This is a genomic window from Stenotrophomonas sp. SAM-B (assembly GCF_013387485.1).
Taxonomy (GTDB): Bacteria; Pseudomonadota; Gammaproteobacteria; order Xanthomonadales; family Xanthomonadaceae; genus Stenotrophomonas; species Stenotrophomonas maltophilia_AA.
The window spans coordinates 76,802-92,079 of sequence record NZ_JABBXB010000008.1; the positions used below are offsets into that span (position 1 = coordinate 76,802).

A 15,278-nucleotide genomic window follows, 5' to 3' on the forward strand; every position below is an offset into this window, starting at 1 on the left:
TCCGGCGGTCAGCGCACAGTGTAGCGGTGCGCCTCAGCGGACCGGCACGTCGTAGGCGGTGGTCGGCGCCGGCTCGGGCTGCAGGGTGAAATGCCACCACTCCATCGGATAGTTGGCGAAGCCCCGCCGGGCCATCGCCTGGCGCAGCTGCTGGCGGTGGCGGCGCTGCGCCGTGCTGATCTCCGGCGCATCGGTATGCGCGCGCGGGCCGAAGAAGTCGAACTCGGTGCCCATGTCCACGGCAGCGCAGGCGCCCTGGCGGCAATCGAGCAGGGTCAGGTCGACCGTGGCGGCCCGGCTGTGGCCGGAGGTCTCGGCGATGTAGCCACCGAGCAGGGCTGGCTTGTCGAGGTCGGGGTACTGCAGGGCCTTGCGCGACTGTTCGTGCGGATCGTGTGCCCAGGCGACGAACGCCTTCACCGCGTGGGCCGGGCGGTAGCAGTCAAAGAGGCGCAGCGCGAACCCTTCGGGACGCAGGTCGGCTTCCACCTGCGCCAGCGCGGTGGCGGCCGGGGCGAGCAGATAGCACTTGGGCGCGTCGTAGCCGGGGACGCGTTGCCCGGTGAAGTTGTCCGCGCCGGCGTAGCGGATGTCCTGTTCGATCGCCGGTGCCAGCGTGCGGATGTCGACCAGCCCGGCCGCGGCCACGTCGCGCGCGGGCGAGAGCGTCACCGCTGGCGCTGCCGCGTGGGCGCTCCCGACCAGCAACGCCAGCAACAGCGTGCTACGGGCAATCACCGATGCGGGTGAAGCGCAGGTCCTGGTAGTCATAACTGAAGTCGATCTCCGGATCGATTGCGGCCAAGGTCAGGGCGGGCGTGGCGCCGGGCTGCAGCTGCAACCACGGCTCGGCATCGGCCCCGAGCGTATCCCACTGCACCAGCCAGCGCGCGCCGAGCTGCATGACCTGGCCGCGCAGCATCGGCGACTTGACCACGCTGAAGCGCAGCGCGGCCTGCTCCGGACAGAGCAGGGCCTCGCCCAGCCACGGGTCGCGGTAACGGCCCTGCGCCGACACCGTGGTGCGGAGCGAAGCCGGCCGGCGCGCGCGGGTATCCGGTCGAACCTTGCCGTCACCCCGGCGGTCGGCACGCTCCTGTTCAAGCAGGGCCAGATAGTGGTCCACGTCGGCCGTGTCCTGCGCTGCGGTGTAGTGCTTCAAGGCCACCTGCACCAGTGCGGTGCGTGCATCCTCGGCGTCGCCGTTGATCAGGATCACCACGCCGACCTTGCGGTCCGGCAGCAGCGCGAGCGAGGAATACATGCCGGACAGCGTGCCGGTGTGCGCCACCTTCCACTGCCCGTCCATGTCCGACAAGCGCCACCCGTAACCATAGGCAGAGACATGCGCGTTGTCCCAGCGCCGCTGCCGCTCGCCCAGGGGCATCGGCATGTGCGCGGTCCACAGTGCGCGGCGCTGCGCCGTGCCCAGCCAGCCGGGAGCCCGTGCGGGATCGAGCAGCACCTGCATCCAGCGGGTCATGTCGCGCAGGCTGCAACGGATGCCGCCGGCCGCCATCGAGGTCAGATCGGCGCTGCTCCCGCCGTCGGCCCCCTGCACCACGTTGCGGCCGTCCTTCCGCGCGTGCGGCTGGGCGACGTTGCCGACCGCCGCGACCGACCACGCGCCGACCTGGCAGCGATCCATCCCCAACGGCACGAACACTTCCTCACGCAGCAGTTGATCGTAAGGCTTGCCACCGGCGGCAGCGGCGACCTCGCCCGCGACCACATACATCAGGTTGTCGTAGGCGTAGCCGCTGCGGAAGCTGGTGACCGGCCTGAGATGGGCCAGGCCGGCGATGATGTCCTGGCGGGTGAAACTATTGGGCTCGGGCCACAGCATCAGGTCGCCCGCCCCCAGGCCGAGGCCGCTGTTGTGGATCAGCAGGTCACGCACCTGCATCTGCTGCGTCACCCACGGGTCGTGCATGCGGAACTGCGGGAGGTACTTGATGACCGGGTCCTCCCAGCGCAGTGCACCGCGCTCGACCAGGCGCGCGAGCAGCGCGGCGGTCATCGCCTTGCTGTTGGAGGCGATCTTGAACAGGGTGTCCGGGTCGATGGGCTCGCCCTGCCCGGCGCGGCGCTCGCCGCGGGTGCCGATGAAGACAGTGTTGCCGTCTTCGACGACAGCCATGGCGATACCCGGCAGGTGTTCTTGGGCGACGGTCTGATCGAGCAGGCGATTGAAGGTGTCGGCGGGATCGGCTGCCCGTGCGCTGGGCGCGATGCTCAGGGCGCAGGCCATGCCAAGCGCGAGATGGCTGGATCGAATGTGCGTTGAAGCGTGTGACGGCATGGGTTCCCTCGTCATGACCGGAGGGCATGCAACCGAAGCCGCCCGTGGAAGACTCGTACCGACCAACGGTCGGTACCTGCCGGATGGCGGTGAAGGCAGGTGCCGACCCGCGGTCAATGGCGCGTGTGCACGCGGGATGGCGTTCGAAGCAGGTGCCGACGCACCGTCGGCACCTGCCACGCGCGGCCCGGATCAGAAGTTCCAGGTCACCATCAGCTGCGTGTAACGCGGCGCCTGCCAGCGGGTGCCGGTGTTGAAGGTATTCTCACGCACCTGGCCGGGCTGGGCTTCGTAGCGCTGGTGCACGTTGATGACGGTCTGGTTGTTGAACAGGTTGTAGACCGACAGGCGTGCGCTCAGGTCGATGCCCTCCACCGGCAGACGCCAGGTGACGTTGGCACCCATGGTCCAGGTCCACGGCAGGCGACCGAAGGCACCGCGCGGGCTGTACTCGAACTGGCGCTGGTTGTACGCCCCCGAGCAGTTGGCCACGCACAGCCAGCCGGTACCGCCACCGCTGCCTTCACTGGAGGTGCTGCCACCGGCCACGGTGTCGTTGGGCCACATCACGCCGAAGGCGGTGATCGGGCCACCGGACAACACCTGCAGCGTGGTGCCGAACGACCACTGCTCGTTCAGCGCGTAGGCTGCGCGGAACTTGAATTGATGCCGGAAGTCGTTGAACAGCGGGCCATAGCGCTGGTTGTTGGACGGATGATCCCAGTGCTGGACCATGCCGGTATCGCCGTAGTTGGTGTCCGAATTGACCGGACCTTCGAAGTTGCCATCGCTGCGCGACCACAGGTAGGAGGCGTTGAACAGCCACTTCTCATCCCACGCGCGATCGATCTGGAATTCCAGTGCCTTGTAGGTACGCTTGGGCTTGGAGTAGCCAACCACCTCCAGGCTGCCGCCCTTGCGGTAACCGTCCCTGGAGGTATCGATGGTGATCCAGCCCTCGGTGGCGCAGCCGATGCTGGAGTCGCCCCAGATCGTCAGGCTCTCGCCCGGGTTGGCGATCGGCCACAGGGTGGTGCCGGTCGGCCCGCACGGGGTGTGGTTGATCCGCATGTCATCCAGCGCGCGGTCCATCTTGCGGTAGGTCGCGTTGACGCCCCACGACCAGGCCTGGTTGATCATGGTCTGGAAGCCGAGGATGTACTCATCCTGGTAGACCGCCTTCAGATCCTTGTCCACGCTCTGGCGCAGGTCGGCCGCGCCGGTGTTCATGCGCGCATCCACCGGACCGATCTGCTGGCCGATGACCGGTGCCATGTACGGCGCCCCGGTGACCGGGTTGGCCTGCTGCTGCCAGCCATTGAGCACGTAGTAGGAGTACTCGTCGGTCAAGCCGCCAGCGAAGTTGACGTTGATGTTGTTGGTCACCGGCAGGTAATAGCGGCCAGCGTTGCCGAACAGCTTGGTGCTGCCGTCACCCTTCATGTCCCAGGAGAACCCGAAACGCGGCGCGATCAGGTCGTCCATCTTGATGAAGGCGTCGCCATCGGCGGTGCGGTTCTCGAAGCGGTCCCAACGCACGCCGAGGTTCAACATCAGGTTCGGGGTGATGTTCCAGATGTCTTCCAGGTAGAACGCGTTGGCTTCCGTCTCGAATGTGCCGCCGGACACGCGGTTGCGCGCACGCAGCATCTCGGTCACGCCGGCCGGCACATAGGCATTGGCGCCATCCCACACTTCATCGCCCGGGCGGGCCACGTAGGCGGTGTAGCTGAGCTGGGTCGGCCCCGGATAGCGGGTGGACTGCTCGGTCGTCATCAGCTCGCGGTCCACGCCGAAGCGCAGCAGGTGCGTGCCGAGCTGCCATTCGAAGTCCAACCGCGCGACCTCACGCGTATCGTCGCGTTCGGCAACGGCGGCGCCAGTGGGATGGCAGCCCGCACGCAGGCCGTTGAGCTGGCCCAGACGTGATGCATAGCTGGCGTCGGTGAATACCGGACTGCACGCCTCATCGAGCGAGGAATTGGTGAAGGCCCGCTGGTTGTTCTCGCCCACCATGGCACGCGCGGTGAAGTTCTCGCCGAAGTGACCGGTGTAGGTTGCCGACCAGTTCTTGCCACCGGTCTCGGTGACCGAGTCGCCGCCCCACGCACCGATCTGGTCGTCATCCCAATCGTAGTTGTATGACCCGTTGGTGATGTCGCCCTCATCGGAGAACGCCAGCAGCGCCAGACTGTGGTTGTCGTTGATGTTCCAGTCCAGCTTGGCGCCCCAGAAGCCGTTGTCGCTCTTGTTTTTGAACCAGCTCAGGGCATCTGACGAGGTGTTGTGGCCGGTATCGTTACGGTCTTCATACATCGCGAACAGGAACAGCTTGTCCTTGATGATCGGACCGGAACCCCACACGTTGGTCTTCAGGAACGAGTTGTTGTCGCGGCTGGCGTAGGAATGCGGCGTGCCGTCGCGGTGGAAATGGTCACGCGGGCTGGAGCGCAGCGCACTGGGCTCGGCAGTGACTTCCACGCCGCCTTGGAACTCGTTGGTGCCCGAGCGTGTCACCGCATTGATTACACCGCCGGTGGAACGCCCGAATTCCACCGAGTAACCACCGGTCTTGACCTGGAATTCGTTGAAAAAGCCGAACGGCGCGCTGGAGAAGCCACGACGGGTGTACATGTCGGTGACGTTCAGGCCGTTGATGAAGACCGCGTTCTCGGCCACCGAGGAACCGGCGAAAGACAGGCCACCGAACGAGGAGTTGCCACCGACCACGCCAGGCGCCAGCAGCGCTACGGCCGACAGGTCCTGCGCCACCGGCAGGCGCGACAGCTCTTGGCGGTTGACGTTGAACGAGGTCTCGGTGGAATACACATCCACGCGATTGACCACGCGGGCACCGATCACCTGCAGCGCATCGAGGTTGACCACATCGCCGCTGCTGGCCAGGTTGACGGTGGTGGTGCCGCCGACTGCGACGCTCACCGCGAATGGCTCGCCCAGCTTCTGGCCATCACGGCTGAGCTGCAGCTGGTAATCGCCGACCGGCAACTGACCCAGGCGGTAACTGCCATCGGCACTGGCGGTGACCGTACGGGTCAGGCCAGTGCCGTTGCTGACGACCGTCACCTGGTCACCGGCAGTCGCACGGCCGGCTACGGCACCACTGACGTTCTGTGCCGAGGCGCCCATCGGCACCAGGCTGCCCAGACACACCCCCAGCGCGGCGTACAACGCCGCACGCTTCAATCGATTTACGTTCATTCCCTGCTCTCTCCTGCAGATGTGGAATCGTGGATACCGCCGTGTATCGTTTACCGCTTGGCCCCCAGTGGCACCACGTGCGACTGGAAGTCGTAGTTCCATTGATCGAAGTACAGGTTGCCGCCGGACCATTCGGCTTCACCGCGCTGCGAATCCACCGTGTCCGAGCGGAAATGCTGCTTGGCCGGCACCAGCGGCTGGCCGTAGTCGTCGTTGAAGGCGATGCGGTAGGCATCCAGCCCGCCCAGATAGAAATCGCGCAGCGCCTGCTGCGGACTGTCCAGCCGCCCGGTGGTGACATCCATCGGCACCCAGCCATAGGGGGCCAGATACACCGCGCCCCAGTCGTGCAGGTTGTTGTAGCCGACCGCATCATCGGAATAGACCATGCCCGACTGCCAGCGCGCGGGAATGCCGTTCAGGCGCAGCAGGGCGATCAACAGCAGCGTCTGCTGGCCGCAGTCGGCGTGGCCGGCGTGCAGGGCGTAATCGCTGATGTTGGAGATCGTCGCGTACTCGCGCGCACCGGCCCACGGAATGGCGTCCACCGCGTCGAACAGCTTCTGCACGATCCGGTACGGATCGGTCTCCGTCCCGACCACCTTCGCCGAGAACGCGCGCAGCGCCGGGGTGAACACGATGTGCGGCGCCTGCTCGGCGAGGTACGGCTTCAGCGCAGGGTCTTCCGGCGTGGGCTGTACCCTGGCCGGATCGATCTCGATATGCCGCGCGTACACAGTCACTGCGTAGCGGATCTGGAACTCGGTGGGCGTGCCGGCCACTGCCTTGCGCTCCAGGTAGGCGGTGCGCTGCAGCGTGGCTTCGGGAGCCACCTGCGCGCCGGCCGGCGTACTCGCCATCCAGGTGATGTCTTCCTGCTGGCCGGCAATGGCGCGCGGGTACGGAATCCATGCACGGATGGTTTCGCCGGCAGGCACGGCGTCGGGCTTGACCACCAGCGACTGGGTCACCTCGACGCGGCGCGGCACGAGACTGGTCGCGCCGGTGGCGCGGGCGGCCGCGACGATCTCCTGGTGGTGCGGGTGCAGATGCTCGTAAGGGCCATCCTTCGGCACCGCGGCATCGGGTGCGCGCCGGGCGCGCGCCTCGGCACTGAGCCGGAACAGGTTGGACGGCGCGCGTTTGAAGTAGCGGCGCTGGCCATCGATATCGAGGTGTTCGATCAGGCCGGCGGCATCCCAGCGCGCGAATTCGTCCTCGCGAAGATCGGGAATCTGCTTCCGCAGCTGTGCTTTGGCGCCCTCTGCATCCAGGCTGAAGTCCAGGCGCATGCGGCGCATCCGCTCGCGCTGGTATGCGTAGTCCCGGCGTGCGGCCTCGTCGAGCGTGCTGTCGTGCAGCGCGGCATCGATCTGGGCGTCGGCCGTGGCGAACGCACCCCGGTCGACCTGGGCGATCACCTGCGGCAGCGGCGACACTGCCGCCACCGCGTAAAGTGAGGGCAGCGCCAGCAACAGACAGCCCGCCGCACGGCAGCGCGCGGTGTGGAGCGAGAACGGTTTGCGCATCACAGGATCCACGGCGACACTTCCCAAGGTGCGGGTGGGGTAATCGCTGTGTAACACGGGCCTGATAGCCGGTCAATAATTTATTCTTGCTTTCGCCGAAAAAAGGAATAAATATTCCTGACGTTTCCGAGGAGGGTGACCGCGTGACGATCCAGGCTTCCCCCCACCGCCCCGTGCGGTCCCGCCGGCTGTCGCGCGCCGTGCTGGCTGCACTGCTGGTCATCAGCCTCGCGCCAGCGTGGGCCGAGGCGCCGCGTGCCGCGCCCCGCGCTGATTTCGGCGGGGTCATCGCCCTGCGCGAGGCCTACCTCAGCCCCGGCTTCTGGGCCGATCGCCTGCCCGATCCGGACCGCGTGATCCTCGATCGCGCCGGTATCGCGGCGCAGAACGCCCGGATGCGGGCCGAGGATGCCTCGATCCATGACCTGCGCGCGTTGCCGGCGCAGCTGCCCCGCGCTCAGGTGCTGGGCAGCATCCAGTCGCTGTCCAAGTGGCCCGAGCGCACGCTGTACGGCCAGGATGGCAAGGCCATCAGCGACCGGCAGCGCAGTGAGACGCTGGCCAACCTCGCCGTTGAGTCCATACCGGCGCAGCGCCCGCTGCAGTACGGCCTGGTGACCCATCGCGCGGCGCTGCGGGCGTTCCCGACCGCGCTGCGGGTGTTCAGCAGCCAGGGCGACACCGACATCGACCGCTTCCAGGAGTCGGCGCTGTTCCCCGGCGACGCCGTGGCGGTGCTGCATGAAAGCGCGGACGGACGCTGGCTGTTCATCACCAGCGAGCGCTATTCGGCGTGGATAGAGAAGCGCTTCGTCGGCATCGGCGATGCCGACACCGTGCTCGGCTACGGTCAGCACGGGCCGTACCGGGTGGTCACCGGGGCCACGGCTTTCACCGCGTATACCCCGGAAGAGCCGCGCGTATCGCGGCTGCAGCTGGACATGGGCGTGCGCCTGCCGGTGCTCGCCGACTGGCCGCTGGACAAGACGGTCAACGGCCAGCAGGCCCATGCCGCGCATGTGGTGCAGCTGCCGGTGCGCGAAGCCGATGGTCGCCTGGCACTGATCCCGGCGCTGCTGCCGCGTTCGCAGGACACCGCCGACGACTACCTGCCGCTGACTCCGCGCACGCTGCTGACCCAGGCCTTCAAGTTCCTCGGTGAGCGCTACGGCTGGGGCCACGATTACGATACCCGCGACTGTAGTGGCTTCATCTCGGAGATCTACCGCAGCGTCGGCGTGCTGATGCCGCGCAACACCAGCGCGCAGGCGATCAGTCCGGCGCTGGACCGCATCGCGTTCACCGCCAAGGACGGCAAGGCCACGCGCGACGCCGCGGTGAAGCAGCTGCAGGTGGGCGACCTGATCTATATCCCCGGCCACGTGATGATGGCGATCGGCCATATCGACGGCCGCACCTGGCTGATCCACGACACCGCCGGCGGCGGCTGGCTCGGCGCGGACGGCACGCGCGTGCAGGCACATCTCAACGGCGTGTCGGTCACCCCGCTGGAGCCGATGATGGCCAGCGATACCGTGAGCTACATCGACCGCATCACCAACATCCAGCGCCTTCGGCCACAGAACCCCTGAATGAAGATCACCGACATCGAACTCGGCATGCTGCGCGTGCCGTTGAAGACCCCGTTCAAGACCGCGCTGCGCACCGTGGACACCGTCGAAGACGTGGTGGTGCTGATCCGTACCGACAGCGGCCACACCGGCTACGGTGAAGCGCCGGCCACGGCGGTGATCACCGGCGACACCCACGGCTCGATCATCGAGGCCATCGACGGCTTCATCAAGCCGCGCCTGATCGGCGAGGACGTGGCCAACCTCAACCGGCTCTGCGGCCTGATCCAGACCTCGATGGAGCGCAACACCAGCGCCAAGGCGGCGGTGGAGATCGCGGTCTACGACCTGTGGGCGCAACTGCACAACGCGCCGCTGTACCGCATGCTCGGCGGTGGCGACCCGGTGATCACCACCGACATCACCATCAGCGTGGACTACATCGACAAGATGGTGGCCGACTCGCTCTCGGCGATCGAACGCGGCTTCGAGTCGCTGAAGATCAAGGTCGGCAAGGACATCGGCCTGGACATCGAGCGGGTCAAGGCGATCCATGCCGCGGTGCAGGGTCGTGCCCTGCTGCGGCTGGATGCCAACCAGGGCTGGACCGCCAAGCAGGCCGTGCATGCGATGCAGGCGCTGGAAGAAGCCGGCGTCGTGCTGGAGCTGCTGGAGCAGCCGGTCAAGGCCGCCGACATCAGCGGCCTGAAGTACGTCACCGACCGGGTCAACACGCCGGTCATGGCCGATGAAAGCGTGTTCAATCCCGGCCAGGTGTTCGACCTGATCCAGCAGCGCGCCGCCGACATCATCAACATCAAGCTGATGAAAACCGGCGGCCTGTCCAATGCGATCCGCATCGCCGACATCGCCGCGATCTACGGCGTGCCGTGCATGATCGGCTGCATGATCGAATCGAGCATCTCCGTGGCCGCCGCCGTGCACCTGGCGGTCGCCAAGAGCGACATCATCACCAAGGTGGATCTGGATGGGCCGTCGCTGGGCCAGTTCAACCCGGTCACCGGTGGGGTCAACTTCAACGAATCGGAGATCACCATCAGCGATGCGCCCGGGTTGGGCATCACCGAAGTACGTGGGCTGGAAATGATCACGCCGCGGCGGTGGTGAGCGTTGTATCCGCCTCGCCGGTCGCCTACGGTAGAGCCACGCTCTGCGTGGCGGCCGTTCGCGCAATCCCACCTGCCGCAGCCCCCCATGGGGTGGCTCTACCGGACCTGACCCCCTCCCCATGCCGCCCCTGGTGAAAATCCGCTCCGAGCGTGACCACATGTCGGCGATCGAACGTCGCATCGCCGACTTCATCCTCGACAACGCCCACCTGCTGCGCGACTACTCGTCCCAGCAGCTGGCGAGCGCGCTGGGCATCAGCCAGTCCAGCGTGGTCAAGTTCAGTCAGAAGCTCGGCTTCAAGGGCTACCCCGACCTCAAGTACTCCATCGGCGAGGCGGTCGCCCGTGCCGGCAACGATCCGCACAGCCGGCCGCCCGCGCCCGAGGCCGCCGACGACTACGCCCAGATCGCCGAGCGCCTGCGCGTGAGCAAGGCCGCCGCTGAAGAGGAAACCTGGCTGGCCAATCCGCAGGCCGACATCGAAGCCATCGTGCAGCTGATCGATGGGGCGCCCAAGGTGTTCGTCTATGGCCTGGGCGATGACGGCCTGTACGCACGCGAGTTCGCCATGCGCCTGTCGCTGCTGGGCATGCTCACCGTGCACCACGCCGACCCGATCCTGATGATGGCCAACCTCTCGGCGGCACGCACGGGCGATGCGATGCTGGTGTTCTCCGAGTTCGGCAAGCTGCCGCAGCTGTTCCAGCTCTCCCGCCAGTTCCAGGACATGGGCGGCAAGGTGGTCTCGATCACCCGCCACAGCGCCAATCCGCTGCGCGCGCATGCCGATGCCAGCCTGGTGCTGTGCGCCCACGACCCGGCGCCGCACGTGGCGCAACTGCTGTACCGTTCTTCCCTGCAGTCCCTGCTGGACTTCGTCTTCGTCCTGCTGTGCCACGCCAACCCGGACCGCCACCGCCAGCTCGGGGTGAACCTGGAACGGATCGAACACCTGATCGACAGCTGATCCCGGAGTCCACCACGATGATGCCGCTGCTCCGTTCCGTCACCACCGCCGTGTTGCTGGTCATCACCGCGCCTGTCTTCGCCGTCGCGCTGGAGGGCAGCACGCAGCTGGTCGTGGTCACCACTGAACGCTGGGATGCCACCGAGGGCAGGCTGCAGGCGTTCGAACGCACCGCGCAGGGCTGGCAGCCGCACGGCGCCGCCTTCGACGTGGCCGTGGGCCGCAGCGGCAGCGCCTGGGGCAAGGGGTTGCACCCGGCGCAGCCCGGGATCCCACAGAAGCGCGAAGGCGATGGCCGCAGCCCGGCCGGTATCTTCGCGATCGGACCGGCCTTCGGCTATGCGCCCCGCCTCACCAGCGGCCTGCCCTACCAGCCGATGCGCGACACCAGCTACTGCATGGACGTGCCGGATTCGCCGTACTACAACCGCATCGTCGATGCCGACGTGGTCGGCGCCGAGGCGGTGGCAGGCTCGACCGAGCCGATGCGGCTGGACCTGCACAACAAGGGCGACCGCCGTTATCGCGAAGGGTTCGTCATCGAGCACAATCCGAAGGCGACACCCGGTGGCGGCAGCTGCATCTTCGCCCACCTGTGGCGCACCCCCGGTGAGGCCACCGCCGGCTGCACCGCGATGGAGCCCGCGCGGATGACCACGCTGCTCACCTGGTTGAACGCAAGCGCGCAGCCGCGCTTCGTGCTGTTGCCACGTGCGGAGTACCAGCGCCTGCAGGCCGACTGGCAACTGCCCGTGCTGGCGGGGAGCGTGCAGTGAGCACCGCCCCGCCCGATCCGCAACTCGAACGCGCGGTCAGCCGCTGGCAGATCGTCGGGCTCTCGATCAACGATGTGATCGGCAGCGGCATCTACCTGCTGCCCGCCGCCACCGTCGCCCTGCTCGGCCCCTTCAGCCTCTGGGGCGTGGTCGCCGCCGGCATCGTGGTCGCGCTGCTGGTGCTCTGCTACGCGCAGGCGGCCAGCTACTTCGACGAGCCCGGTGGCAGCTATCTGTATGCGCGCGAGGCGTTCGGCCGGTTTGCCGGGTTCGAGATCGGCTGGATGATCTGGCTGACCCGTATCAGCTCGGCGGCCGCGCTCAGCAACGCGCTGGCCGATGCGGTGGCGCGGTTCTGGCCCTGGGCCGGGCATGACATCGGTCGCATCGCGATCATCGTGGTGTCGCTGGGCTTCCTCACCGCGGTGAACGTGGCCGGCGTGCGTTCGGCCGCACGCACCGGGGTGATCCTGGTGATCGGCAAGCTGCTGCCGCTGCTGCTGTTCGTGGCCATCGGTGCGTTCTACGTCGATACCGACCTGGCCTTCTCCGGCGTCCGCCCGGACCCGCACGATCTGCAGCGCATGGGCGAGGCCGCGCTCCTGCTGCTGTATGCCTACGCCGGCTTCGAGAACATCCCGGCTGCCGCCGGCGAGTACAAGAACCCGCGCCGCGATATTCCCTTCGCGCTGATCACCATGATCATCACCGTCACCGTGATCTACGGCGCGGTGCAGTTCATCGCACAGGGCACCCTGGCCGGGCTGGCCACGTCGCCGACGCCGCTGGCCGATGCCGCCGCCAGCTTCGGCGGGCTCACGCTCGCCTTGATCCTCACCGTCGGCGCGACGATCTCCATCCTCGGCACCAACAGCAACACGATGATGATGGGCCCGCGCTTCCTGTTCGCCTTGGCGCGCGACGGTTACGGGCCGAAGATCCTGGCGCAGGTGCATCCACGCTTCCGCACGCCGGCGGCGGCGATCATCGCGCAGGGCCTGATCGCGCTGGCGCTGGCCTTGTCCGGTTCGTTCGTGCAGTTGGCGCTGCTGTCGATGACCACGCGCCTGTTCGCCTACATCGGGACGGCGGCGGCGGTGCTGGTGTTGGCGCGTCGCTTCCGCGATCGCCCGGGCGCGCTGAAGCTGCCGGGTGGCCCGTTGATTCCGATTCTCGCGCTGGTGCTGTGCCTGGCCTTGTTCGCCAGTGCGAGCTGGCAGAACATCGCCGCGGCAGGCATCGCGTTTGCCGTCGGTGCGGTCATTTACAGGTTCCCGCGCCGCGATCACGAGGGCTGAGAAGCTGCGCAGGTGAATGGCGCTTGATGTGTCATTCACCTCGCGGGTCCATGGCGTTAACCCGGCCTTGGGTACGGTGAAGCCTCACCCAACCGGAGCCAACACATGAGCACTGACTATCAGATTCCCGGCCGGGTGCCGGAAGACGGTGTCCCGCGCCAGGCCGTATCGGACTATTGGCGTGAACGCTTTCCGAGCGAACCGTATTACGACAACAACCAGTTCTTCGATGACTATGAGCCGGCCTACCAGCTGGGCCATCGCACCCGCGCCGACGACATGATCCGCGCCTACGAAGAAGTGGAAGCCGAGCTGCAGACCCGCTGGGCGCAGGAACGTGGCCAGAGCAAGCTGAGCTGGGAACAGGCACGCAACGCGGTCCGCCGCGGCTGGGATGAATCCACCGCGCTGCGCCAGGCGCATCTGGACAAAGGCGTGCCGCGCGGCACCTGATCGCGCCTGCTTTGAGCCACGGCACATCGACGACGGCGGCCTTCGGGTCGCCGTTGTCGTGTCCGCAGGACGTCTGGTCCACGCGCCGTTGATGGGCATGGTGTACAACAAGGGCTGGCCATTGCCTCCCCGACGGAGACTTCCATGACCCGCAAGCTGTTGCTCACCCTCGCCATCAGCCTCACCCCTGCCCTGTTCACCACCGCCTGCGTCGCTGCAGACAACGCTGCTGCGCCCGTCGTGGCGAAGGCACAGTGGCCGTTCGCCGCTACCGAGTTCGCCCGATTCGACGAGCCCTGGGCGATGAGCTTCCTGCCCGACGGCAGCCTGCTGGTCACCGAGAAGAAAGGCGCGCTGAAACACTTCAACGTGCAGACCCGCAAGACGGCCACCATCAGCGGCGTGCCCAAGGTGGCGTACGGCGGCCAGGGCGGCTTCGGCGATGTGCTGCCGCACCCGGACTTCGCGAAGAACCAGCTTGTCTATCTCAGCTACGCCGAGGAAGGCGACGGCGATACCCGTGGCGCCGCGGTGGCGCGTGCACGCCTGGCGCTGGCCGCCGATGGCAGTGGCACGCTGGAAGACCTCAAGGTGATCTGGCGCCAGACCCCGAAGGTCAGCGGCAAGGGCCATTACGGCCATCGCCTCGCGTTCGGCCCGGACGGCAAGCTGTGGATCACCTCCAGCGAACGCCAGAAGTTCGATCCGGCCCAGGACATGAGCGGCAACCTTGGCAAGCTGATCCGCCTGAATGACGACGGCAGCGTCCCCGCCGACAACCCGTTCGCCTCGCAGGGCGGCGTGGCCGCACAGGTGTGGTCGCTCGGCCACCGCAATGTGCTGGGCATCGCCTTCGATGCGCGCGGCAAGCTGTGGGTGCATGAGATGGGCCCGGCCGGCGGTGACGAGCTGAACCTGATCCAGCGCGGCGCCAACTACGGCTACCCGATCGTCTCCAACGGCAATCACTACGATGGCCGTGACATTCCCGACCATGCCACTCGCCCGGAGTTCGCGGCGCCCAAGGTGAGCTGGACGCCGGTGATCTCCCCGGCCGGCTTCATCATCTACAGCGGCAAGCAGTTCCCGAAATGGAACGGCAGCGGCTTCATCGGCGGCCTGTCGTCCAAGGCGCTGGTGCGCGTGGCCTTCGATGGCGACAACGCCCGCGAGGCCGAACGCTTCGACATGGGCGAGCGCATCCGCGAGATCGAACAGGGCCCGGATGGGGCGATCTGGCTGCTCGAAGACGGCAGCAACGGCAAGCTGCTCAAGCTCACGCCGAAGGCCTGAGCCACACAGGCTGCCGGCACACCGCCGGCAGCCTGCATGACATCCGTGCTTACTGGATGGTCACGACCTTGACCTCGGTGCGGCTGCACGCCTGGTCCAGGCAGGTGCCGTTGAGCCAGACCTGGCCATCGCCGATCATCACGCCCTGCTGGTTGACCATGACATCGTCGAATTTCTGCGCGGCGATGGCCTTGCGCACGGCCGGAGTCAGGATGCGCTCGTAGTTGCGCTGGAACTCGCCGGGCCCGGTGATCTTGGCGCCATTGGCGATGTTCAGCGGGAAGCGGACTTCCTCGACCACGGCGGCGCGATCGCCGCCATTGACGGCCTTCTGGAAGGCGTTGAAGACGGTCTCGTACTGGGCCGCATCGCCGAGCACCTGCTCGATGCGCTGACGGACATCGCCATTGGCTGAAGCCGGTGTGTCGGCAGCACCTGCCGTGGGGGGTGCGGCATCGCCCGCAGCAGGCGCAGCGGCATCCGGCGCCGGGCTGCCCGCAGTAACCGCATCCGGTGACAGGCCCGAGGACGGCACGGTCTCACCGGGTGTCGGGCGGCCTTCGGGAATGGCGGTGGCGGGCCCCTGTGCGGGGTCTGCAGCCGCGGTATCGGCCGGCGGCGGCGCCGACGGGCTGCAGGCGGCCAGCCACAACGGGCTGGCCAGGGCCAGCAGCAGGGGGGTACGGGACAGACGCATGGGGAGGCTCCATCGATTTCACGAGGGAGCCAGCGTACCCGC

General features: G+C 67.2%; 12 protein-coding genes. 7 read left to right on the plus strand and 5 right to left on the minus strand.

Going from position 1 to position 15,278, the window contains the following annotated elements:
• Positions 1 to 33: 33 nt before the first annotated feature.
• The 4 genes from HH110_RS15600 to HH110_RS15615 form a co-directional block, all read right to left on the minus strand.
• Positions 34 to 771: a M15 family metallopeptidase gene (locus tag HH110_RS15600; RefSeq protein WP_176990521.1), complete on the minus strand. Its 738-nt coding sequence runs from the start codon at positions 769 to 771 to the stop codon at positions 34 to 36.
• The gene (locus HH110_RS15605) at positions 725 to 2,251 is read right to left on the minus strand and encodes a serine hydrolase (RefSeq protein WP_241696598.1); all 1,527 of its coding nucleotides are present in this window, start codon (positions 2,249 to 2,251) and stop codon (positions 725 to 727) included. The genes HH110_RS15600 and HH110_RS15605 overlap by 47 nt, the downstream gene beginning before the upstream one ends.
• Positions 2,252 to 2,494: 243 nt before the next feature.
• Positions 2,495 to 5,521, minus strand: coding sequence for a TonB-dependent receptor (locus HH110_RS15610; protein WP_176990523.1), 3,027 nt, complete (start codon positions 5,519 to 5,521; stop codon positions 2,495 to 2,497).
• 50 nt (positions 5,522 to 5,571) lie between these two features.
• Positions 5,572 to 7,050, minus strand: a complete 1,479-nt coding sequence (locus tag HH110_RS15615) for a transglutaminase-like domain-containing protein (protein WP_176990524.1) — start codon at positions 7,048 to 7,050, stop codon at positions 5,572 to 5,574.
• 173 nt (positions 7,051 to 7,223) lie between these two features.
• Here HH110_RS15615 and HH110_RS15620 point away from each other — a divergent pair, with 173 nt between their 5' ends.
• The 7 genes from HH110_RS15620 (at position 7,224) to HH110_RS15650 (ending at position 14,539) form a co-directional block, all read left to right on the plus strand.
• A complete protein-coding gene (locus tag HH110_RS15620; RefSeq protein ID WP_342589249.1) occupies positions 7,224 to 8,642 on the plus strand; it encodes an SH3 domain-containing protein in 1,419 nt (472 codons plus the stop codon).
• The gene (locus HH110_RS15625) at positions 8,643 to 9,749 is read left to right on the plus strand and encodes a dipeptide epimerase (RefSeq protein ID WP_176990525.1); all 1,107 of its coding nucleotides are present in this window, start codon (positions 8,643 to 8,645) and stop codon (positions 9,747 to 9,749) included.
• A gap of 121 nt (positions 9,750 to 9,870) precedes the next feature.
• Entirely contained in the window at positions 9,871 to 10,719 is an 849-nt protein-coding gene (locus HH110_RS15630) for a MurR/RpiR family transcriptional regulator (RefSeq protein WP_176990526.1), read from the plus strand.
• 17 nt (positions 10,720 to 10,736) lie between these two features.
• Positions 10,737 to 11,495 (plus strand): L,D-transpeptidase, encoded by a 759-nt coding sequence (locus HH110_RS15635; protein ID WP_176990527.1) that lies wholly within the window; start codon positions 10,737 to 10,739, stop codon positions 11,493 to 11,495.
• On the plus strand, positions 11,492 to 12,793 hold the full coding sequence (locus HH110_RS15640; protein ID WP_176990528.1) for an amino acid permease: 1,302 nt from the start codon (positions 11,492 to 11,494) through the stop codon (positions 12,791 to 12,793). The genes HH110_RS15635 and HH110_RS15640 overlap by 4 nt, the downstream gene beginning before the upstream one ends.
• Positions 12,794 to 12,898: 105 nt before the next feature.
• The gene (locus HH110_RS15645) at positions 12,899 to 13,246 is read left to right on the plus strand and encodes a hypothetical protein (RefSeq protein ID WP_176990529.1); all 348 of its coding nucleotides are present in this window, start codon (positions 12,899 to 12,901) and stop codon (positions 13,244 to 13,246) included.
• Between the two features lie 144 nt (positions 13,247 to 13,390).
• A complete protein-coding gene (locus tag HH110_RS15650) occupies positions 13,391 to 14,539 on the plus strand; it encodes a PQQ-dependent sugar dehydrogenase (protein WP_176990530.1) in 1,149 nt (382 codons plus the stop codon).
• 49 nt (positions 14,540 to 14,588) lie between these two features.
• On the opposite strand, the gene HH110_RS15655 is transcribed toward HH110_RS15650, so the two are convergent.
• Positions 14,589 to 15,236 carry a hypothetical protein gene (locus HH110_RS15655; RefSeq protein ID WP_241696599.1) on the minus strand — a complete coding sequence of 216 codons (648 nt, stop codon included), beginning with the start codon at positions 15,234 to 15,236 and terminating at the stop codon, positions 14,589 to 14,591.
• Positions 15,237 to 15,278 lie beyond the last annotated feature (42 nt).